Origin of the sequence: Pedobacter psychrotolerans (assembly GCF_004340665.1) — a bacterium.
Lineage (GTDB): Bacteria > Bacteroidota > Bacteroidia > Sphingobacteriales > Sphingobacteriaceae > Pedobacter > Pedobacter psychrotolerans.
The window spans coordinates 121,953-143,212 of the sequence record NZ_SLWO01000006.1 but is presented as its reverse complement, the minus strand read 5'-3'; the positions used below and the strand labels follow the sequence as shown (position 1 = coordinate 143,212).

The 21,260-nt window shown below is 35.5% G+C and carries 21 protein-coding genes; 5 read left to right on the top strand and 16 right to left on the bottom strand.

The annotated features are described in order from the left end of the window. Positions 1-5: 5 nt before the first annotated feature. From EV200_RS15930 to EV200_RS21795, 8 genes are all read right to left on the bottom strand, one after another. The gene (locus tag EV200_RS15930; RefSeq protein WP_132534399.1) at positions 6-704 is read right to left on the bottom strand and encodes a LytR/AlgR family response regulator transcription factor; all 699 of its coding nucleotides are present in this window, start codon (positions 702-704) and stop codon (positions 6-8) included. Next, a complete protein-coding gene (locus EV200_RS15925) occupies positions 701-1,744 on the bottom strand; it encodes a sensor histidine kinase (protein WP_165877948.1) in 1,044 nt (347 codons plus the stop codon). The genes EV200_RS15930 and EV200_RS15925 overlap by 4 nt, the downstream gene beginning before the upstream one ends. Before the next feature lie 441 nt (positions 1,745-2,185). Then, positions 2,186-3,409: an ABC transporter permease gene (locus EV200_RS15920; RefSeq protein WP_132534395.1), complete on the bottom strand. Its 1,224-nt coding sequence runs from the start codon at positions 3,407-3,409 to the stop codon at positions 2,186-2,188. Between the two features lie 10 nt (positions 3,410-3,419). Then, positions 3,420-4,166, bottom strand: coding sequence for an ABC transporter ATP-binding protein (locus tag EV200_RS15915; RefSeq protein ID WP_132534393.1), 747 nt, complete (start codon positions 4,164-4,166; stop codon positions 3,420-3,422). Beyond that, on the bottom strand, positions 4,166-5,356 hold the full coding sequence (locus EV200_RS15910; RefSeq protein WP_132534391.1) for an efflux RND transporter periplasmic adaptor subunit: 1,191 nt from the start codon (positions 5,354-5,356) through the stop codon (positions 4,166-4,168). Before EV200_RS15910 ends, EV200_RS15915 begins: the two co-directional genes overlap by 1 nt. Positions 5,357-5,398: 42 nt before the next feature. Continuing rightward, complete coding sequence (locus tag EV200_RS15905) at positions 5,399-6,691, bottom strand: TolC family protein (protein ID WP_132534389.1); 1,293 nt, start codon at positions 6,689-6,691, stop codon at positions 5,399-5,401. Between the two features lie 481 nt (positions 6,692-7,172). Beyond that, on the bottom strand, positions 7,173-8,195 hold the full coding sequence (locus EV200_RS15900) for a S66 peptidase family protein (RefSeq protein WP_132534387.1): 1,023 nt from the start codon (positions 8,193-8,195) through the stop codon (positions 7,173-7,175). 460 nt (positions 8,196-8,655) lie between these two features. Beyond that, the gene (locus tag EV200_RS21795) at positions 8,656-8,817 is read right to left on the bottom strand and encodes a hypothetical protein (RefSeq protein WP_208864558.1); all 162 of its coding nucleotides are present in this window, start codon (positions 8,815-8,817) and stop codon (positions 8,656-8,658) included. 346 nt (positions 8,818-9,163) lie between these two features. Here EV200_RS21795 and EV200_RS15895 point away from each other — a divergent pair, with 346 nt between their 5' ends. After that, positions 9,164-10,462 (top strand): DEAD/DEAH box helicase, encoded by a 1,299-nt coding sequence (locus EV200_RS15895; protein WP_132534385.1) that lies wholly within the window; start codon positions 9,164-9,166, stop codon positions 10,460-10,462. Positions 10,463-10,589: 127 nt separating this feature from the next. On the opposite strand, the gene EV200_RS15890 is transcribed toward EV200_RS15895, so the two are convergent. The 3 genes from EV200_RS15890 to EV200_RS15880 form a co-directional block, all read right to left on the bottom strand. Next, positions 10,590-11,870 (bottom strand): OmpA family protein, encoded by a 1,281-nt coding sequence (locus EV200_RS15890; protein ID WP_132534383.1) that lies wholly within the window; start codon positions 11,868-11,870, stop codon positions 10,590-10,592. A gap of 233 nt (positions 11,871-12,103) precedes the next feature. Continuing rightward, complete coding sequence (locus EV200_RS15885) at positions 12,104-12,634, bottom strand: RNA methyltransferase (protein ID WP_132534381.1); 531 nt, start codon at positions 12,632-12,634, stop codon at positions 12,104-12,106. A 60-nt stretch (positions 12,635-12,694) separates the two neighbouring features. Beyond that, a complete protein-coding gene (locus EV200_RS15880; protein WP_132534379.1) occupies positions 12,695-13,846 on the bottom strand; it encodes a galactokinase in 1,152 nt (383 codons plus the stop codon). A 76-nt stretch (positions 13,847-13,922) separates the two neighbouring features. Here EV200_RS15880 and EV200_RS15875 point away from each other — a divergent pair, with 76 nt between their 5' ends. Next, the gene (locus tag EV200_RS15875) at positions 13,923-14,969 is read left to right on the top strand and encodes an aldose epimerase family protein (protein ID WP_132534377.1); all 1,047 of its coding nucleotides are present in this window, start codon (positions 13,923-13,925) and stop codon (positions 14,967-14,969) included. Between the two features lie 2 nt (positions 14,970-14,971). Further along, a complete protein-coding gene (locus EV200_RS15870; protein WP_132534375.1) occupies positions 14,972-15,367 on the top strand; it encodes a DUF1398 domain-containing protein in 396 nt (131 codons plus the stop codon). 48 nt (positions 15,368-15,415) lie between these two features. Here EV200_RS15870 and EV200_RS15865 read toward each other — a convergent pair whose 3' ends face one another. The 4 genes from EV200_RS15865 to ribD are packed head-to-tail and all read right to left on the bottom strand — an operon-like array spanning position 15,416 to position 18,820. Further along, positions 15,416-16,276, bottom strand: coding sequence for a nucleoside phosphorylase (locus EV200_RS15865; protein WP_132534373.1), 861 nt, complete (start codon positions 16,274-16,276; stop codon positions 15,416-15,418). 24 nt (positions 16,277-16,300) lie between these two features. Further along, positions 16,301-16,915 carry an IMPACT family protein gene (locus tag EV200_RS15860; RefSeq protein WP_132534371.1) on the bottom strand — a complete coding sequence of 205 codons (615 nt, stop codon included), beginning with the start codon at positions 16,913-16,915 and terminating at the stop codon, positions 16,301-16,303. Beyond that, entirely contained in the window at positions 16,902-17,768 is an 867-nt protein-coding gene (locus EV200_RS15855; RefSeq protein ID WP_132534369.1) for a DMT family transporter, read from the bottom strand. The genes EV200_RS15860 and EV200_RS15855 overlap by 14 nt, the downstream gene beginning before the upstream one ends. Beyond that, positions 17,765-18,820, bottom strand: a complete 1,056-nt coding sequence (gene ribD, locus EV200_RS15850; protein WP_132534367.1) for a bifunctional diaminohydroxyphosphoribosylaminopyrimidine deaminase/5-amino-6-(5-phosphoribosylamino)uracil reductase RibD — start codon at positions 18,818-18,820, stop codon at positions 17,765-17,767. The genes EV200_RS15855 and ribD overlap by 4 nt, the downstream gene beginning before the upstream one ends. 80 nt (positions 18,821-18,900) lie before the next feature. Here ribD and prmC point away from each other — a divergent pair, with 80 nt between their 5' ends. Next, positions 18,901-19,764, top strand: a complete 864-nt coding sequence (prmC, locus tag EV200_RS15845) for a peptide chain release factor N(5)-glutamine methyltransferase (RefSeq protein WP_132534365.1) — start codon at positions 18,901-18,903, stop codon at positions 19,762-19,764. Here prmC and xerD read toward each other — a convergent pair. Then, positions 19,739-20,635 (bottom strand): site-specific tyrosine recombinase XerD, encoded by an 897-nt coding sequence (gene xerD, locus EV200_RS15840; protein ID WP_132534363.1) that lies wholly within the window; start codon positions 20,633-20,635, stop codon positions 19,739-19,741. The genes prmC and xerD overlap by 26 nt on opposite strands. A 198-nt stretch (positions 20,636-20,833) precedes the next feature. On the opposite strand from xerD, the gene aroQ reads away from it, so the two are divergent. Then, on the top strand, positions 20,834-21,256 hold the full coding sequence (gene aroQ / locus EV200_RS15835) for a type II 3-dehydroquinate dehydratase (RefSeq protein ID WP_132534361.1): 423 nt from the start codon (positions 20,834-20,836) through the stop codon (positions 21,254-21,256). The last annotated feature ends 4 nt before the right edge of the window (positions 21,257-21,260 follow it).

Below are 21,260 nucleotides of genomic sequence, written 5' to 3'. Positions count from 1 at the left end.
ACAAATTATTTAATTAATTTTTCAATCACATCTTTGTAGCTTTCACTTACTGGCAATTCCTTATCGGCTATAAAAACAGCATTTTTACGGATAGCGGTTATTTTTTTTGTATTTACAATAAACGATTTATGAATCCTTTCAAAATCCGTAGGCAAAGCCTCTTCTATTGCTTTCATACTTGTTCGCACTATTGCAGCTTTCGGACTTGTAGCAGTATGAATCTGAACATAGTCTTTTAATCCTTCAATATAAGTGATTTCAGAAAAGTTAATCTTCACGAGACTGTAGCCAACATTTACAAAGAAGTAATCTTGTTTTGGCAAACTTGGTTGTGTTGCCGATTGCTTCAATTCATATAAATCCTGGGCCTTATTACAAGCCTTCATAAAACGTTCAAGTGATACTGGTTTCATCAGGTAATCAACCACATCCAGTGCAAAACCATCCAATGCGTATTGTTTATAAGCAGTTACGATGATCACCATTGGTTTTTTAACCAGGCTCTGGATAAATTGAAGCCCTGTAATTCCGGGCATCTGGATATCAATAAAAATTAAATCGATCGACTGTTCCTGCATCATTTTATTAGCTGCAAAAGCATCATCGCAACTTGCCACCAGTTCTAAAAAGGGAATCCGGCTGATGTTATCTGCCAATAATTGCAAAGCTAAGGGTTCGTCATCAATGGCTAAACATCTGATCATATCGTTAATTTTAAAGTCAAACTTACATTGAACCAGTTGCCGTTTTTATCAATTATAAGTTGATGATTATCGCCATAAATTAGATTTAATCTTCTGCTCACATTAACCAGGCCAATACCTGAAGCTTCATCTTTAACTTCATTTTCTTCAGGATTAAATTTATTTCTGACACTGAAAGTTAGTTTTCCATCTTCTGTTTTCAAATCCACGAAAATTTGAGGATTTTCAATCATTCCGACGCCATGTTTAAAGGCATTTTCAATAAAAGGAATCAGCAACATAGGTTCTATCTCATCAAATTCATTTTCAATTTGAATGTGCGTTTCAATATTTACTTTTTTGCCAAAACGTTGTTTCTGCAAATCAATATAAGCCTGTAAATATTCGGTTTCCGTTTTTATAGAGACTTTTTCCTCATCCGTTTCATACAGCATGTATTGCATTAAACCTGAAAGTTTCATCACCGTAGGTTCTAATTCATTGCTTTTCAAGCGAACCAATGCCACAATATTATTCAATACATTAAAAATAAAATGTGGACTAATTTGCGACCGGAGGAAAGAAAGTTCAGTCCTCATATTTTCCTGTTCACGTTGTAAAACTCTTTTTTCTTCACTAATTCTATCCGAAATCATTGTAAAGGCTGTACTTGCTGCAATGGTAAGCAGAAATGTTGGCGTATTAAACCAAAGTGTTCTACCCAGATTAAAATTCAGGTCAGGTAGTAAACTTGTAAACATTACTGCATGAACAGTAATCGCCAATAGCAAACAAGCGAAAAAAGATAGAGAATATAAAAGGTATTTTTTTTGATAAAAAAAGGATGGAATTAGAACTTTACTATTGAGATAAAAAACAGCTATCCAATAAAAATAACTTAAAAAATTGAGTCGTAAAAATTGAGTTTCCTCATAATTGGTTAATGATCGGGGAGGGCGACCTCGGTCTATATTCATGATATACGGCAGCGTAACTAAAACAGCCCAAACCAAAATATGCAATGTAGCTTTAACCCACTTATTTGAGAAATTAATCGTCATTATCTGCTGTTTTACGCTCTTCATCGCTAAGTTATTATTTATTATGTTTTATTGATGGTATGCTGAATTTTTCATGCGAATATTTTTATAGGCATTCAAGACTGCTTCGCTATTTATATAAGTATCATTTTATAATGATGACTGAAATAAATTATAATTGAACGCGATAGAATAAAAACTTTCAACTAATCGTCATTTCAGTCAATATAGAAACCTTTGATATTGTAAGGGTTTAAAGATTTCTCCATTCCGCTGCGCTACAGTCGAAATAACGACAAGCACATTTTACTTTATCTTTTTTGAGTGCTAATTTCCTAATGCCAAGGCTATAATCTACAATAAGCCGTCATTTCTACCGAAGTAGAGAAATCTTTGAATGTAAGTTAATTAATTTCAAAGATTTCTTAATTCTGCTGCGCTTCAGTTGCCCAATACTTATTTCTACTCGTATCTTAATGCATCAATAGGATCTAAATTTGAAGCTTTTTTAGCCGGATAATAGCCAAAGAAAATACCGGTAATGGCACAAACAATAAAAGAAATGATGATTGATGATTCAGAGATCATGATTGGCCAGTTCAGCAGAAATGAAACGAGGTAGGCTGAAGCAATACCTAAAACCACACCGATCACTCCACCAGTAATACTGATCAGTATTGCTTCGATCAAAAATTGCATTAGCACATCCTGCCCACGGGCACCAATTGACATCCGCAGACCAATTTCCCTGGTACGCTCAGTAACAGACACATACATGATATTCATAATTCCAATCCCACCTATAAAAAGCGATATACCTGCTATTACAGTTAATAAAACGGTTAACATACTGCTTGTTGCACTGATGGTATTAATTAATTCTGCCTGGGTACGTACCTGAAAATCATCACTTTCTGCAGCTGTTAACCTATGGCTTTCTCTTATTGCCTTGGTTATTTCAACTGTTGCGGCATCACTACTGGCTTCTGTAGTTGCTGAGGCATAAATGCTTTGCAAATAATTGGTTGCTGTAATCCGTTTTTGAACAGTAGTGTATGGTGCCAGCACAATATCATCCTGGTCCTGTCCGAAATTGCTCTGGCCTTTGGCTTCTAAAACGCCAATAACCTGAAATGGAATGCTTTTGAAACGGATAATCTGACCGATTGGATTACTACCATCTGGAAATAAATTATCGATAACTGTTTGACCAAGAACACAAACTTTCGCAAAACTTTTTACATCTCTTTCAGAGAAGAGAATGCCGTCTTTCAGTTTTAACTGACGGATGTTCAAATAATCTGTACTCACACCGGTAATGGTTGTTGGCCAGTTATAAGCTCCTTTAATGGCCTGTCCACTGGTAGATACTACCGGAGATAAACCATTGATATTTTCTGATTGCAGTTTTTTGATGGCGGTAATATCTTCCATTTTTAAGGTCTGGATGCTGCTTCCTTGTAAACGAACACCGCCAGGCTCATTACTTTGTGGCATGATGGTGATCATATTGGAACCCATCCCAGAAAGAGAAGACCTGATACTTTGTTTCGAGCCCTCACCAATGGCCATCATTGCGATCACAGATGCAACGCCGATAATGATCCCCAGCATGGTTAAGAAAGCACGAAGCTTATTTCTTTGCAGGGCTAAAAAAGCTATCCTTAATAAATTTAAAATGGCCATGATTTTCTATTTAATAATCATCAGATTCTGGCAAATTGGCTAATGCCTCTTTCGCCGAACGTTGATTGGTATTTATACTGTCTTTTTGAATTTTCCCGTCCCTAAGCATAATTGTTCTGGTACTAAAAGATGCAATATCTGGTTCGTGGGTAACAAAGACTATTGTTTTTCCTTCAGCATTTAATTCCTGCATCAGCGCCATAATTTCATATGATGTTCTGGTGTCCAGGTTTCCTGTCGCCTCATCTGCTAAAATCATGACGGGATGATTTACTAATGCTCTTGCAATGGCTACACGTTGTTGCTGCCCGCCAGAAAGCTGACTAGGGGTATGATCAGAACGCTCTGCAAGCTTCACCGACTCCAGTGATTTTATTGCTCTTTTATGCCGTTCATCTGCTGAAATGGTTTTATTATAAAATAAGGGCAATTCAACATTTTCCAGTGCAGATGTTCGGGGAAGCAGATTATAGGCTTGAAATACGAAACCAATTTTAGTATTTCTTAAGCCAGCCAACTCATCTCTGTCTAAACTTTTAACATCAACGCCGTCAAGGTGGTAACTGCCTTCCGTTGGTTTATCCAGGCAGCCTAAAATATTTAGCAAGGTGGTTTTACCTGAGCCACTACTTCCCATAATCGTCACAAACTCTCCTGCCTTGATATCGAATGTAATTCCTTTCAATGCCCGAACGGTTTGGTCGCCCATGACAAACTCACGTTTCAAATCACGGATGTCTAATATTTTCTGTTCCATTAGTTCTTTTTATTTCCGCTTGGGCGTTTTGGCATAAAAGGACTCGATTGGCTTTGACTTCCTGCTGCTTTACCCATCATTTGCGAACCTGTAATAACAACATCATTTGCTGACAATCCTTCAATAACTTCAACATGTGTATTGTCATTAATTCCAGTTTTAATTTTTTTCTGAATCAATTCATCTGGCTGTTTCTGAACCCATACATAAGCTTCATTTACGCCTGCCGGTTTTTTTCCAGGATTTATCCATGTCATTTTATACTTTGCGTTTAACGTAGAATCTGGAGTATACTTAATTGCTTTGACCGGAATAAGTAAGGCATTATTTACTTCTTTCGTGAAGATGGTAATGTTAGCGGTCATGCCCGGTTTCAACTTATTGTCATCATTTCCCGTTTTTATAATCGTTTTATAGGTAACCACATTTGATGAAATTGACGGGCTTAACCGGATTTCCTGAATGGTTCCTTTAAATGTATCATCTAAATAAGCGTCAACCGTAAAAGTAGCACGTTCATCTTTAGTAATATTACCTACATCAGCCTCATCTACAGATGCTTCCACCTGCATTTTTGTTAAATCTTTCGCGATGCTAAAGATGGTTGGTGTACTAAAGCTTGCTGCAACAGTTGTACCTTCACTCACGCTTCTGGAAAGTACAGTGCCATCAATAGGAGAGTAGATACTTGCCAATGAAAGGTTTTTCTCTGCTGTAGCCAATTGCGCTTTAATGCTATTTACCGAGGCTTTAGATGCGTTATAAGTGTATAGAGCATTGTCGTAGTCGGCTTTACTAACCGCACCCACTTTATACAGATTTTGCTGCCTGCTAAAATTTCCCTGCTGATAAATCAAAGCACTTTGCGCACTCACTAAATTCGCTTGATATTGATTTACGGATGCCTCAAATAAGGTTTTGTCTAACTCAGCCAATAATTGGCCCTTTTTAACTTTCGAATTAAAATCTGCATATAAAGTTTTGATTGTGCCCGATACCTGAGTACCTACAGCAACCGTATCAACCGGTTGAACTTTTCCTGTTGCCGTTACATTTTCAGAAATGTAACCTGTGGTTGGTTTTTCAGTTTCGAGAACAATCAACTGTTCTTTTTTTCGCAAAGCAAAGTACCAAATTGCAAATGCTGCTACTGCTATGCCAATGATAATAAATATGGTTTTCTTCTTCATGATATGAATATTAAATTGATGTGGCTAAAGCCAATTCGATGATTAGTTGGTTATAGGAACGCCTGTATAAAAATTATAGATTTTAGTGTATAGGTTTGCGGTATATTTCGCCTGAACAAAAGCCTGTAAAGCCTGCACATATAAATTCTTCTGTTGCAGGTTCTCCACAATATTATTTGTGCCCTCTTTCAATGCTGCATTCGAAATCCTTAAGGCTTCGCTTGTGTAAGTAAATTGCTCTTGCGCAGCTGCATATTGGCTATTGGCATTTTGCACATTAATGTATGCCCGTTCAACGTTTTGAGTAAGTGTGGTTTTGGTGTCTAAAAGTGATAATCGTGCCTGTTCAATATTGATGTTAGCCTTTGCCACATTAGTCTTTGTGACACGCCTGTCAAAAATCGGGATGGATAAGGTTAACCCAAGATTTTGGTAAAAACTATTATTCAATTGATAAGTATAGCTTCCCGGTGTATTATTACTATAACCTGTATAGAGTGAACCACCTAAACTTAAGCTTGGCCTAAGGGTAGATTTTGCTTTTTGAAGCTCTACACCCTGAAGCTGAATATTCAATTCTCCACTTTTTATTTCTGGGCGAGTCCGTATGGCTTTGTCCTGAGCAGAAGCTAAATTATCTAATACCTGCGGTGTTTGAACAGTATCTGTAGTGCTTACTTCAAAGGCTTCCACCGTTGGTATTTGCAGCAATTGTTTTAGCGTTAAAATATTTTGCTGTAAGGTATTTTGAGCGGTAACTAAAGTATATTTATCGTTGGCATAGGTAGCCTGCAATTGCAAAAGGTCTTTTTTAGCGATTGTTCCGAATTTAAATTGCTGTTCTGATTGTTTTACCTGAGCTTCACTTGTGCTAAGCAAATCTTTCAGATAAGTGATATTTTCTCTCGCCAATAAAATATTTAAATAGGCCTGAGTGATGGAAATGGTGATGTCATTTTTGGCTGCCTCGACAGATAGATTTGCCGTTTGTAAATTCAGCTCTTTTGCTTTGATATCATTCTTTAAATAACTTCCATTGTACAAAGTCAGGTCGGAGCTTAAACCAAAGCCGCTCGTGTTTTGTAAACCCGATTTATAATTCGTTAAGGCTTGTGAAACATTACCGGTAAGGTTTGGAAGCACTGCAGATTTAGATGCGATTAAATTTTGCTCCGCAGTTTGAGAACTGAGTTTTAAAGTGTTGATGCTGATATTTTTTTCTTTAGCATAATCGATAGCCATTTTTAAATCCCATACTTTCGGAACTTCCTGTGCCTTTATCAGGCTTGGGACAGCTAGTAAAATGATGATAAAATATTTAATGTATTTGCTCATGGCGAATAAATTTTGTGTCTTTTTCTGAACTGTTGAACACAAAAATATATCCGCATATCATATCAATTTCCGATTTGAGACGAATGGTAAAAATGTTGAGATGAAAGGTATAAACTTTGAGATAACCTTGATATCTCGAGTTTGAGAACATGTAGTTTTTTATAGAAACATGTGAATAATATGAGAATATAAGAACCACATGAGCTTCAATGTTCTTATATTCCTTATATGTTAAAAACTGTAGAAATTAAATGTTCGAAACATTGGAATCAGTTGCAGTAACACCGGCTCACCATATGAGACATATAAGAAACACTTAAGCTTCAATGTCCTTATATTCCTTATATGTTAAAAACTGTAGAAATTAAATGTTCGAAACATTGGAATCAGTTGCATTAACACTGGCTCACCATATGAGACATATAAGAACCATATAAGCTTAAATGTTATAATATTCCTTACATGTTAAATTCTATAGAAATTAAATTGTTCTCAATATCGAACCAGTTGCACTCACATCCAAAATATGTTTCACTCCACACTTTAACGCATAATTATTTCTCTGATGGCCAACCGGAAAATCAAAAGCAATAGGGTAGTTGTATGCTGCAACTTTTTCTAAAACAATATCGTATACCGTTTTACCAAACTCTTCACCTGCATCATCAGGTTTAACTTTAAAGCCACCAATAATCAGTGCTTTTAAATTTTTCAATTTGCCGCTTCTCTTCAGGTTCCAAAGCATTCGATCAATGCTATAAAGATATTCTCCTGTATCTTCAATAAAAAGGATTTTATCTTTGGTATCTAAATCGGAATGAGTTCCAGCAAGTGTTTCTATGATACTTAAATTTCCGCCAATTAAAATCCCATTTACTTTACCTAACCTGTTATTTAAATTAGAAGGAGCCGAGTAGGTTAGGGCTTGGCCAGTAAGCGCACTTTTTATAGATAAAATAGTTTCTATTTGAATTGGCTCAGCTTTTAACCAATCTTCCGGAAAGCTATTGCACATCTTAGAATGGATAGAAGCAATGCCATAATTTTTCGCCAGGTGGCAATGTAAAATGGTGATATCGCTAAAGCCTATAATCCATTTGGGATTCCGTATAAAATGGGTAAAATCTAACTGATCGATAATCCGCACAAAACCATATCCTCCACGGGCACACATAATGGCTTTAATATTAGGATCATCGAGCATTTTCTGAAAATCGGCTAACCTTTCTTCATCCGTTCCACCATAAGTAAAATCTCGTTTTCCAATAGTTTCGCCCACTTTGATGTTAAAACCCCAGCTTTGCATCTGCAATATGGATGGTTGAATCTGTTTCATTGTAATGTATCCTGCAGGACTGGTAATTCCGATGGTATCTCCTTTCATTAAAAATGTAGGGATCTTAAATGATAAACTTTCATTATCTGCAACACTAGCCAGTGTTTTAAATGAAGGAAATGCCGTTGCTGCTGCAATGAATGAAGAAAGGAAGTGTTTTCTGTTCATCAAAGTTTAAAAAATTGGATTACAAGCAACTAATATAAGCTTTAAAAAAAATTCGCAAAAAAGAAAAGGGATTTATATCCATAAATCCCTTTTTTAAACCAAACAAATTAATCTGTAATAGATTAGTATAATGTGAATTATATAGATAACCAAGAATAAAATAAAATGTTTTGCATTATAAAATATTTTAGACTTTTAATGATTAATTAGGGATTATTAATCTTTGCATGAAAGATAATAATGGAGAAATGCTTCTCATATCTTTTTAAAAGTTAAGGCTATCCATCGCGAATAGCCTTTGCTAACAACAAAACAAATATAAGATAACCAAATCTTCCCTGATGAGCATCATCAGGTTTAAGTGCTATGAGACACACTTAGCGGCCTAGTAATGGATTCGAACCATTATGTAAGAATTTATGAAACCCCAACCTTCCAATCGGTCAACTGGCCGTATGCATTAAACTGGTTTAAGCATTAAAAAATCATTCAGCTCCTTCATTTGTTCTTGACTCAAAGTATCTTCATCTTTTATTTTTTTCTGATCCTTAACTTCAGAAGTTACAATCTCAATCGAGTTTGGATATTCGGCTATGGTAGGGTACTGAAAATATACAGACATCATTTGAGCTTTTAATTGTTTAACGCTTATTTAGTTAATGATTAATGTTAAGCAAATATATAAATTACTCTATAATATCTATAGATTATATAGTTTATTTTGTTATGTTTAATTTAATTTATTGATTTATAGTTAATTAAATTTTAATTGTATCGCCAAAAAGCATAATAGTCCTATTAAATAGTTTAAAATGAGATAGAAAATTGATCATAAGCCATTGAAATACTGCGATTAAATACTGAGGTTTATGAAGATTTAGTTGTTTATCATTCGAAGCCTTAAATTCAGTTTCTGAAAAGCTAATTATTTTGAGGATATTTGCATTTTCAAACATAAAAAAATAAGCGTGTCATTAGATAAATTAAAACTAAGCAAGCCACTGGTTGCAGCCATGACTGATGCAGGATTTTTAACACCAAAAGAAATCCAACTCAAAACCATGTCGAGAATTTTAGGTGGACAGGATGTTATAGCGGTAGGGCCAGAAGGATCGGGTAAAACAACAACTTATGTTTTAGCCACCTTAATGAAGTTGAAATATGCTTTTGAAGAAGCTCCAAGAGCTTTAATCCTGGTTCCTGATGTGGAACATGTTGATCATGTGCTTGAGCAATTTAAGTTACTAAATAGAAATAAAACTTTCAGAATTTTAGGAATAGACAGCCGTGGTGCGGTTGATACTCAAATGAATGAAATTACAGATGGTTGTGATATCATCGTGGCTGTTCCAGATAGGGCACGAGCTTTATACCTTAAACTTGCACTTAATACCAATAAAATTCAATTGTTCATCGTTGATAATGCAGAATTAATTGTTAAAAAGGGCTTGCAATTACCTGTTGTGGAATTGGCAAATAGCGCTTATAAATCTCAGCATGTTGTTTTTACTGAAGTGATGCATGAGAAATTAAATCTTATGATTTCACCATTTATGAAAGATTCAACAACAACTATTGAAGTTGATGAGATTGGTGAAAAACAAGCTGAAGTTTATCAACAAATGTTATATCAGGTTCCAAATTTTAGAACTAAACTAAATTTGTTAACCTTATTAATGAATGACACTGAATTTTTTGATAAAGTTGTGGTGTTCGTTAATACACGATTGACAGCACAAACAGTTTATAAAAACTTCAATCATTCCAATGATGAGGAGTATACTATTTACCGATCATTATTTTTCGATGATAAAGGTTATGATGATATTGAGGATTTCAAATCCAATCCAAATTCAAGGGTGCTAATTGTTGCTAATGAAAATCTCGACGAACTGGACATCCAAGGGATTCCTTTTATTATCCATTTTGAATTACCAGAACAAAAAGAGACCTTAATTCAGCGGATCATTAAGCATGAAGACGAAGAGGTAGTAGCCATTACCTTCTCAACGGATATTGAATTAATTGAGGTAAAAAAGATTGAGCAGGCTATTGGTCAACGGATGGAGGCAATGGAATTACCAGAAGATTTAAAAATTGTTGATCCTACAGCTAAACCTAAGAAAAAGAAAGGGGATGATGATGAAGATCAGTCTGAACGAGGTGCTGCTTTTCATGAAAAGAAAGCAAGCAATTTAAAAAACTACAATTATAGCGCTGGTACGAAAGCTAAAATGACCTACAAAAACAAAAAAGGATTATCTTAATTACCAATAGCCATTGCAAATCTATAATGTAAAGATTACTTCCTGTCAATCTTGCAATAATGAAAAGTTATTAAATGTAAAAAGCCCCGATTTTCATCGGGGCTTTTCTATTTCATTTTACTATTGACTAGTATAATGTAAATTCTACACGACGGTTTTCTTGACGACCAGTCGCAGTTTTGTTAGAAGAAATTGGTTGATCAGGACCGTAACCAGTAGCTTCGATTCTAGAAGCATTAGCACCTTGAGATACTAAATAAGCTTTTACAGATTCTGCTCTTTCTTTAGATAAACGTAAGTTTAATTCTCTACCACCAGTGTTATCTGTGTGACCAGCTAATTTTAAGCTAAAGTTTTTATCTACCAATAAACCCGCAACTCTGTTTAAGCTTGCATATGATTTAGAACGAATAGTAGATTTACCTAAATCAAATTCTAAGTTAGAAATTGCATCTTTAACTACTTTACGATCTTCTTCAGTGATTACTTTAGTTTCTCTGATAATTTCACGTTGAACTTTGATTGGGCAACCAGAACCATCAACAACAGTTGCTGCTCCAGTACCAGGACATTTGTCAAATTTGTTCGCTACACCATCATTATCATCATCAGCCATATCTTTAGCATATTGATCTCTATCACGTTGTGCATTTTGCTCAGCAGTAGATAATGCTCTTCTTAACTCAGCACTTTCTTCAGCACTTTGTTTGCGAAGATCCGCAATAGCGCTATAGTTTTGCAACTGTGAATTTTCTTTGTTACCTAAAGCAAATTCTAAACCTACGTGAGAGTAAGAGTATCTACTTTCGTTGTAAGCACTTTTAACAGTTGGTGATGATTTGATAAAATTGATATCGTAACCTAAATCAATATTAATTCCTTTTGACACACCAAATTTAAATCCAACTCCAGTAGGGATATACCAACCTTCTCTATCTGCAAAAACTTGTGTAGTTCCAACCTGAGAATCAGATGCCATGTAACCAGCACCCGCTTTGATATAAGGAATTAATACAGCGTTTTCAGTATTTAAGCTGAAGTTAGCGATGTTTAATACTGCTGTTAATGATCCAGCCCAGTTGATGCTGTTTTTCTGTTCTACGTTTGGCGCTACAATGGTTTTCATTTCACCACGTAAAAAGTCTGCCTGTAAGCCTAAAGCTGGTAAGATTTGTTTTTTAACGAAAGCACCGTAACCGATACTTTTAAATTCTCTTGCGGTAACGCTTCCACCACCTAAAATAGTGTTTTGGCTAAAAATACCACCCTGAGCACCAACGCTCCAGGTTCTTAATGATTGTTTGCCAAATCTACCTGATGTAGTTGGCGTTGATTCTTGTGCAAATAATTGTGATGATAATCCCAATAATGCAATCAACATTGCTGATTTAGTAATTCTCGTATTCATTTCTTTATTTTATAGTTGTTAAACAGCATTTTCCATATTACTGTTTGGTCACTCCTAAGAAAAAACCTTGCCAAAGTTTATCAGATATGGCAATTATCAATGAATCAGAAGATTAGGATGTAAAAATAAATGCACAAAAATGTTACGTTAACATTAATAATTGGGTATAAACCGTATAGTTTTCTATACAAGCGTTAATTGTGAAAGAATATATTTCCATAAATACGCCTAAACTAAAGCCTCAATTTTGCAAAAAAATCCCAGAAAACTATTCCTGCGGAAATGACAATGTTGAAGGAGTGTTTAGTACCAAACTGCGGAATTTCGATACATTCGTCGATTTTACTCATCACCTCATCACTCACGCCATCTACTTCATTGCCAAAAATTAAGGCGTACTTTTTATGCTGATCTGGGATAAAGGTATTAAGCATGGTACTGTTTTCTGCTTGTTCAATCGCCACAATTTCGTAACCATTTATTTTTAAATCTTCCACCGCCGAAACAGTGTCTGGATAATGAACCCAATCTACTGATTGAGTCGCACCTAAGGCTGTTTTTTCAATTTCGCGATGTGGTGGTTGAGCCGTAATACCACATAATATTACTTTCTCTAAAGCAAAACCATCTGCAGTACGAAATATTGAGCCGACATTATGCATACTGCGAACATTATCTAAAACCACTACTACAGGCAATTTATCCTGTGCTTTAAACGCTTCAATATCCGGACGGTTTAACTCGTCTAATTTTAATTTTCTCATGTTATACTTCGACATGTATGGATATACACCTCATGGTCATTATTAATAATAAGTTATTATTTAAAGTTTTATTGGTCCGTTACCAATTTCGCTAATATAGATTGCAGCAGGATAACCGATCTGATTTACATAATAATCTGTCAGTTTTTTAGCAAAATCTTCTTCGAACCCTTTTTCAAGTAATGCAATTGCACACCCACCAAATCCAGCTCCCGTCATTCTTGCGCCTATTACATGTTCATCTGTTAAACAATAATCTACAACGGTGTCCAGTTCTTTACCACTTACTTCATAAAGTACTCTTAGAGATTGATGGGAAGCATACATTAAACGACCAAATTCTTCTAAATCGACACTATTAAGCGCTTTAGCTGCCTGATGAACCCGGTCGTTTTCTTTAATAACATGGGTGGCACGATTTAATATTATTTCGTCTTCAATCAAATGACTGTGTAAAGCTAATTTTTCAGCAGTAAGCTCACAAAGATAGTGAAGCGTAATTTCTTTATTTAACAGGGTCAACGCTGTCTGGCATTCGGCAACACGCTCATTGTATTTAGAGTCCGCCAGTTCCCGTGGTTTGTTGGTGTTAATAATGGCCAAAACATAGTTTCCTAAATCTACATCAACCATTTTATATTTTAGCGTTTCACAGTCGAGTACAATAGCTTTATCTTTTTCTCCAAAGGCAACCGCAAACTGATCCATAATCCCGGAGTTCAATCCGATAAAATCATTTTCTACGCGTTTAGCCATCTTCACCAGATCGACTCTATCATAACCCAGATTGAAATAGTCATTCAAAGCGAATGCAGTTGCAATTTCAATAGAAGCAGAAGATGATAGGCCAGAACCAATCGGAATGTTTCCAAAGAAAAGAAAGTCCAGTCCAGGAATATCTTTACCATCTTTAAGAAATTCATTAATTATACCTATTGGATAGTTTGCCCAGTGGCTTCCATTTTTATCATGTGTTTTGGAAGCTTCAACAGTTAAGTTATTTTCAAAATTTAAACTGCTCATGTTGTATTCACCATTGTTGTTAGGTGAAATAGCCAGCCATGTACCTAATGTAATGGCGCAAGGCATCACCAAGCCACCATTGTAATCAATATGTTCGCCTATCAGATTAACACGTCCCGGCGTAAAATAAACTGAATCAGGATTTTTATGGTATAGTTCTATAAATTTTTGTGTGAGTTCAATCTTCATTTGGCTAAAAATATTTTATTAAAAGCAACTAATAATGGTATGTTTGTTTATAAACAAAAGCCCTAAGTTACAATTTATGAGCGTTCAGCAAATATCAACAGGTAAATTTATTGATGATGAAGAGGTCTTCGCCATCGAACTAACCAATAGCAAAGGCACTTACGTGAAGATATTCAACTATGGTGCAATCATTAACCAATTTATTGTCGAAAATATCCATGGCGAAAAACAGGATATTGTACTTGGATTTGATACGTTTGAGCAATACACCGATCCAGCATATTTGACTGAATATCCTTATTTAGGTGCTGTAATTGGTCGATATGCCAATCGAATTAAAGGTGGTAAGTTTTCAATTGGAGAAGAACATTATCAGCTGGATTTGAACACAGATGATAGCACTTTACATGGTGGTTTAGTGGGTTTTGATAGAAAAGTTTGGGATATCGTTGATCTTGATGAAAATTTAAACGCAGTAACTTTACAATATGAAAGTGTTGATGATGAGGAGCATTTCCCTGGTAATTTAATTGTTGATTTAACTTTTGAATTGACTGAAAATAATGAACTGATCTTGAGTTATGAAGCTGAAACCGATGCAGCAACTCCAATTAACTTAACGCATCATGGCTATTTTAACTTAGCACTAAATGGTGGAAATGTATGCAAACATCAACAACAAATCTTCGCATCACATTATCTTGAGCAGGATGAAGGTTATTCGGTAACCGGAAAATTAATCCCTGTTGCAGATACACCGCTTGATTTTACGGTGATGAAAGAAATTGGCAAAGATTGGGATGAAAGCACTGGTTATGATCAATCCTTTGTGTTAGATAAAACATATGGAGATCTTTCTTTAGCCAGTAGAACAATCGAAGCAAACAGTGGTTTAACTTTAAGCGTATACACTACAGAACCAATTGCACATTTATACACTGCTAAGTATTTAGAGGTGAAAAATGGAAAGGGTGGAAGGGACTATGTGGGTTTTGATGCCTTTTGTGTAGAAACACAGCACCATCCAAATGCAGTTAATATTTCTGAATTTCCAAATACCATCCTTCAACCCGAAGATTTGTATACGCAAACTACAATTTATAAAGTTTCATTAAATCAATAAATATGGTTACTAAAGAAGATATTCAGGCAGCGGAATCAAAAATCACAAAAGGTTCAGATTTTCCTCAGTTTATAAAGGAAATAAAAACAATGGGCGTGATTAGAAATGATGTGTATGTTTCCAATGGTTTGTCTGTTTACTTCGATAGCGATAATCAGGTATTACAGATAAGTCCGGAAGAGTATCCGGAATTGGTGGTTAATGAAGAATCTTCCGAAGAGAAATTGACACATGCCTTGGAAATTCATCAAAAAGGTGAAACAGATTACATTACCTTTTGTAAACAAGCTGCAGATGCCGGGGTTGAAAAGTGGATTACCGATCTGGAAGACATGACTTGTACATATCTAAATAGTGAAGGAAACGAACTTTTAAAGGAAAATATTTCCTCGATCTGATTAATAAATTTAACCCACCTGTGTTTTTTGATCTAGGTGGGTTAAATCTTAAATTCTTTCTAAAACCAATCTGATGGCCTGATCTACAATCTTTTGCGGATCTTGGCTAAATTCAAATTTAACACGACTTGCCAAGATGGCATTAATGGATAGCGCTTTATGTCCGAGGACACGAGCAAGTGCATATATCCCCGCAGTCTCCATTTCGAGGTTGGTAATGCGATGCTGGTTGCTGTTAAAACTATTAATCAGTTTAATAAAATCAGGAACCGCATTTTTTGCCCTGACCATTCTTCCCTGAGGGGCGTAGAAGCCTGGAGCAGTTACCGTAATTCCCTTTGGTAAATCTTTTCCTACGGTATTCAATAATGATTCATCGGCAGCAGTTAAATATGGATGAATATGTTTTAAATGGCCAAAGTGCATTTGAATAGCAGACAATAAATAGCTTTCTTCTGCTGATGGCTGGCTAAGATAAAAATTCATTAACGCATCCATTCCCAAACCATGTGATGAAGCTAAAATTGTTCCCATAGGGATGTCTGGCTGAACAGCACCCGATGTTCCAACCCGGATAATGTTAAGTGATGTCAATGATTTTTTTACTTCCCTCGTGTTAAAATCAATATTAACCAAAGCATCCAATTCATTGAAAACAATGTCAATATTATCTGTACCAATACCAGTGGAAATAACTGTAATACGCTTTTTTCCAACATAGCCAGTATGGGTAATGAATTCACGTTTTCCCTTTTTATATTCAATGCGATCAAAGTATTTACTCACATCACTTACACGATCGGGATCGCCAACGGTAATGATATTCTCGGCGATATCGCCTGGCAATAAATTGAGGTGATAAATGCTTCCGTCAGGATTAATAATTAAGTCGCTTTCTGCAATTTTCATATGTAATAAGTTTTATGCCACTGCTTAAATGGTTTGCAAATATTTAAGTTTTACCTGCTCAATTTTATCAAATCTACTCAAAACCTGATTCAGGTGAGACTTTCTCACCTCAAATTTTAAGCTACAGTGTGTATCAAACTGTTGTGCCAAAACCTGCAGATTTTCATCCTTTACCAGCTTCATAACATCATTCATTTGCAGGTAATCAAAATACACCTCATAAACATCATTTACTGTTTTAGCAATAACTTTACTTTCTTTAATTGCCTCTAAACTAGCGTTTTTGTAAGCATTAATTAAACCTGGTACACCTAGTAAAGTGCCACCAAAGTATCGCACCACCACGATTAAAATATTAGTGAGGTCTTCTGATAATAAGCAGTTTAAAATCGGCCGGCCGGCAGTTCCTGATGGTTCGCCATCATCATTTATCCTAAACACCGAACGATCAGTTGTTAAACGATATGCATAACAGAAATGATTAGCCTTAATATGTTCTGCCTTAAGTTTTACAATAATGGGTTTAACTTCATCTTCCGATCGGATTGGATAAGCATAAGCTAAAAACTTACTTCCTTTATCACGGAAAATACCCTCTGAAGTACCTTCTATCGTTTTATAAGAATTATCGAATAGCATTTTGTGATAAAGTAATAAATATAACGGCCACTAAGGCCAAAAAAATACCAACGTAATTCAGTTTGCTCAACTTCTCTTTGAAAATGATAATTCCAATTAAGCTACCTAGCACAATTACACCCATGTTCATCGCTGCAAATACTGTAGATGGATTTTCGGCCAAAGCCTTGTGTGCTTTCATGTAAAATAGAATATTTCCGAAATTAAAGAAGCCTAAAATAAGTCCGCAAGCCAGATTAACCAGTTGTAATTTGGTTTTCCTGGCGATAACCATAAAAATTACAATAGCCATTGATACGACAAAAGCCAATGCAAAAACGGTAAAAAGAGAAGTGGTGTAAGGTAGATCTTTATATAAAGCTATTTGCTTAAATAGTATATCAATAATGCCAAAACCAATAAAGACTGCAATGGGATAAATCCAGTGTTTGGATGAAGTTTCCTTCTCCGATTTTCGGACAAAGGTTAATATGATAGCCAGGAATCCTATTGCTAACCCAATGAGTTTATATTCATTAAATCCTTCTCTAAATATAAAATATGCGGCTAAAATTGGGATGAATAAGGATAAGCGTTGGGCAATATCAGTTTTAACGATGCCTAGTTTTTTTACCGATGCTGCAAGCACAAGAAAGATCGATGGAAGCAATACGGCTAGTGCAATATATATAGGCCATGGTGCCGCTGTTGTAAGCAGACGCACATCAGGTTTAAAGAATAGAAAACAAAGTGATAAAGCTGTAAAATAATTAACAGTCACCGCTTGAATAATATTAATCTGATACCGCTTAGCCAACTTTAACAAAACAGCTACAGTTACGCTACAGATAACACTTAAAACAATGTATATCATTTGTTTAAATTATTTATATAAATAGAAAGTTTATCCTTTTCAATCTCTATTTGCTCAATCAAGTTACCTTTAATAGAGGGTGAAGAAACGCCTTCGTTCCAACTATCGGATGAAGTAAAAATTCGCGCTTCATCCCAAAGACTGGCTTCCAGAAATTGACGAAGGATTTGTGCACCCCCTTCAATAATAACAGATTGAATATCCATCAGGTAGAGTTGGAAAGTTATTTTTTGAGCGAGATAAAAGTGCATATCCTCCATTTGGATGTAGTGAATATTGTCTATTACATCAGTTTTAATCTCATTAAAAATTATGGTTTTCGCTGCAGCGTTATAAATATTGTTTGATAGCGGAATTTGCAGATTCTTATCAATGACTAAACGGATGGGGTTTTTTCCAGGAAACGCTCGAGATGTGAGTTGGGGATTATCCATTAAAGCTGTCTGTTTCCCAATTAAGATTGCGTCTTCTTCTGTACGCCATTGATGCGCCAGTCGCTTAGCCAGTGCACCGCTAATCCACTTCTGGTGGCCATCATTAGTGGCAAAATAACCATTGGCCGTTTCGGCCCATTTTAAAATGATATAAGGTCTTTTTTGCTCAATTCTAGTAAAAAATCTTCTGTTAAAATATCTACATTCTGCATCTAAAACCCCGCTGATGACTTCGATGCCTGCATTTTTTAAATTTTCTATTCCCTTACCATCTACACCATCAAAGGGATCGCGGTTTCCAATAACCACTTTCTTAAGCTGATGTTTGACAAAAAGATCAGCACAGGGTGGTGTTTTTCCAAAATGAGCACAAGGTTCCAGATTCACATACGCAGTAGCTTTTTTAAGTAAATGTTCGGCTTCAGCTCCAAATCTCTCTATCACTTGGCGTACTGCATTAGGTTCTGCATGAGCCTGACCATATTGCTGGTGATATCCTTCGCCTATAATTTTTCCATCGGCAACAATTACACAACCTACCATGGGATTGGGGTTAACATTTCCGATAGCCAGTGCTGCTAACTCCAAACATCTTTTTAGGTAAAACTCATCGCTCATTGTGGCAAAAGTAATAAAAATGAATGATCGATTAAATGAATGTAGAAATGTTATGGTTGCAATTAAGTAATTTTACAACAATGAAAATAGGAGCATTAGCAACTCAATATAAAATTGAACTGGAATCAATATATGGCGATGATGAGGCAGAAGCATTATTCAGTTTAGCTGCTGAACATGTTTTAGGGCTATCACCTGCAAAGGTAAAAATGGTTAAAGATACTTTGCTCACCTTTATTCACCTTCAGAAACTATTAAGCATTCTCAATGATTTAAAAATTGGCAAACCGATTCAGCATATTTTGGGCGTAGCACATTTTTATGGTGGCATATTTGAAGTAAATCCGCATGTATTAATACCCCGGCCCGAAACAGAAGAGTTAGTAGACTGGATTATACAAGATCATAAGGTTTCAGAAACTTATCATGCAAAGCTACTTGACATTGGAACAGGTTCAGGCTGTATTCCGATTTCTTTAAAAAAATACCTGCCCGATTTTGAAGTCTTTTCTATTGATGTTTCAGCTGAGGCCCTCGAAGTTGCAAATAGAAACGCGAAAGCAACTAATGTAGAAGTTAAATTTATGGAGGCTGATATCTCGAATTACCAGACCGATCTTAAGTTTGACATCATAGTGAGCAATCCACCATATATCAGGGAATTAGAGCAGCTTGAAATGCACGAAAATGTGTTAATGCATGAGCCTCACCTGGCTTTGTTTGTGAGTAATGAAAATCCCTTAATTTTTTACGAAGCCATAGCTGATCTAGCTATTCAAAATTTAAACCCTAAGGGTTCATTATATCTTGAGATTAATGAATATCTGTCTAAAGAAACAATAGATATGTTAACTGCTAAAAGATTTAAAAACATTACTTTAAGAAAAGATATGCAGGGAAAGGATCGGATGATTAGGGCTAAGATCTCGGATGAAACTGAGTAATCACTTCATGCAAATAATCGCGATCAATATGGGTATAAATTTCAGTGGTGGTGATGCTGGAATGTCCAAGCATTTCCTGCACTGCCCTTAAATCTGCGCCTCCTTCAATCAAATGCGTGGCGAAAGAGTGTCTAAGGGTATGTGGACTAATCGTTTTTTTTAAACCTATTGTTACAGCAAGCCCCTTTATCAGATTAAAAATCGATATTCTAGAAAGTTTAGCACCAAATCGGTTTAAAAAAATATAATCTTCATTTCCTTTTTTAATCTTCATATGTACCCTGATTTGAGTCATATAAATATCCAGTAGCTTTAGGGCAACACCACCAATAGGCACTAACCGTTCCTTATTTCCTTTTCCTATTACTTTAATAAATTCTATTTGGGGATAAAGATTAGAGATTTTTAATTCTGTTAATTCCGTTACCCGTAAGCCACATCCATACAATACTTCTATAATGGCCTTATTGCGCATGCCTTCTGGTTTGGATGCGTCTATAGCATCAATCAGTTCATTAATTTCATGAATGTTCAGCGTATCCGGAAGTTTTCTACTCAGTTTTGGTGCGTCAATTAAATCCGCTGGATTATCAGTAATCAGCTCTTCCAGAATCAGGTAAGTAAAGAAAGCCTTTAACCCGGAAATTACCCTGGCTTGGGTACTGGCCAGCATCCCCAATTCATTTAACCATGATAAAAAAGATTTTAAATCTGCAGTGGTGATTTCATTTAGACCTGGTATATGATTGATGGATTTATAATATTGCACCAGTTTATCTATATCACTGAGATATGCAGCAACAGAGTTTCCTGAAAGTGATCTTTCTAGTTTTAAATAGGATCTGAAACCTCTAATGTATGAATCCCACACAGTTTATAAAATTAATGGATTTGAAAATTGAAATGGTATTCATCTGGAATCAAAGATATGATGAATTGCTGTAGTCAGCTAATTCATTTATCATCAAAACGAATATTTTTATAATCATTCCGTATAATTGCAATACAATATGGAAGACATTAATAATGTAATGTTAGTTTAGAAGCTCCACAATCGATAAATATCAGCATGAAAGTACAAATTATAAATGGCCCGAATTTAAATCTATTGGGTGTTAGAGAACCATCTATTTACGGGAACACCAGTATTGAGGATTATGTTAAGGAATTAAAAGCGCATTACATCAACATAGAAATTGATTATTATCAGAGTAATGTAGAAGGAGAATTAATTAATAAGCTTCATGAAATTGGGTTTGATTATGACGGAATCATATTAAATGCTGGAGGCTACACTCATACATCAGTTGCTATTGCAGATGCCATTGCGGCCATTAAAACACCAGTGGTAGAAGTACATATCTCAAATATTTATGCTAGAGAAGAGTATCGGCATGTCTCTTTAACTGGGAAAAATTGCCAGGGTGTGTTAACTGGATTTGGAATGAACGGCTATCGTTTGGCTTTGGAAAGCTTATTGATCAAAAAATAATGAT

Coding starts and splice junctions, on each gene's coding strand:
- EV200_RS15925 (WP_165877948.1), bottom strand. CDS start 1,744: ATGACGATTAATTTCTCAAATAAGTGGGTTAAAGCTACATTGCATATT.
- EV200_RS15890 (WP_132534383.1), bottom strand. CDS start 11,870: ATGAATACGAGAATTACTAAATCAGCAATGTTGATTGCATTATTGGGA.
- EV200_RS15905 (WP_132534389.1), bottom strand. CDS start 6,691: ATGAGCAAATACATTAAATATTTTATCATCATTTTACTAGCTGTCCCA.
- EV200_RS21795 (WP_208864558.1), bottom strand. CDS start 8,817: ATGTCTGTATATTTTCAGTACCCTACCATAGCCGAATATCCAAACTCG.
- EV200_RS15900 (WP_132534387.1), bottom strand. CDS start 8,195: ATGAACAGAAAACACTTCCTTTCTTCATTCATTGCAGCAGCAACGGCA.
- EV200_RS15915 (WP_132534393.1), bottom strand. CDS start 4,166: ATGGAACAGAAAATATTAGACATCCGTGATTTGAAACGTGAGTTTGTC.
- EV200_RS15930 (WP_132534399.1), bottom strand. CDS start 704: ATGATCAGATGTTTAGCCATTGATGACGAACCCTTAGCTTTGCAATTA.
- aroQ (WP_132534361.1), top strand. CDS start 20,834: ATGAAAGTACAAATTATAAATGGCCCGAATTTAAATCTATTGGGTGTT.
- ribD (WP_132534367.1), bottom strand. CDS start 18,820: ATGAGCGATGAGTTTTACCTAAAAAGATGTTTGGAGTTAGCAGCACTG.
- EV200_RS15880 (WP_132534379.1), bottom strand. CDS start 13,846: ATGAAGATTGAACTCACACAAAAATTTATAGAACTATACCATAAAAAT.
- EV200_RS15870 (WP_132534375.1), top strand. CDS start 14,972: ATGGTTACTAAAGAAGATATTCAGGCAGCGGAATCAAAAATCACAAAA.
- EV200_RS15865 (WP_132534373.1), bottom strand. CDS start 16,276: ATGAAAATTGCAGAAAGCGACTTAATTATTAATCCTGACGGAAGCATT.
- EV200_RS15885 (WP_132534381.1), bottom strand. CDS start 12,634: ATGAGAAAATTAAAATTAGACGAGTTAAACCGTCCGGATATTGAAGCG.
- EV200_RS15875 (WP_132534377.1), top strand. CDS start 13,923: ATGAGCGTTCAGCAAATATCAACAGGTAAATTTATTGATGATGAAGAG.
- EV200_RS15860 (WP_132534371.1), bottom strand. CDS start 16,915: ATGCTATTCGATAATTCTTATAAAACGATAGAAGGTACTTCAGAGGGT.
- prmC (WP_132534365.1), top strand. CDS start 18,901: ATGAAAATAGGAGCATTAGCAACTCAATATAAAATTGAACTGGAATCA.
- EV200_RS15910 (WP_132534391.1), bottom strand. CDS start 5,356: ATGAAGAAGAAAACCATATTTATTATCATTGGCATAGCAGTAGCAGCA.
- EV200_RS15855 (WP_132534369.1), bottom strand. CDS start 17,768: ATGATATACATTGTTTTAAGTGTTATCTGTAGCGTAACTGTAGCTGTT.
- EV200_RS15920 (WP_132534395.1), bottom strand. CDS start 3,409: ATGGCCATTTTAAATTTATTAAGGATAGCTTTTTTAGCCCTGCAAAGA.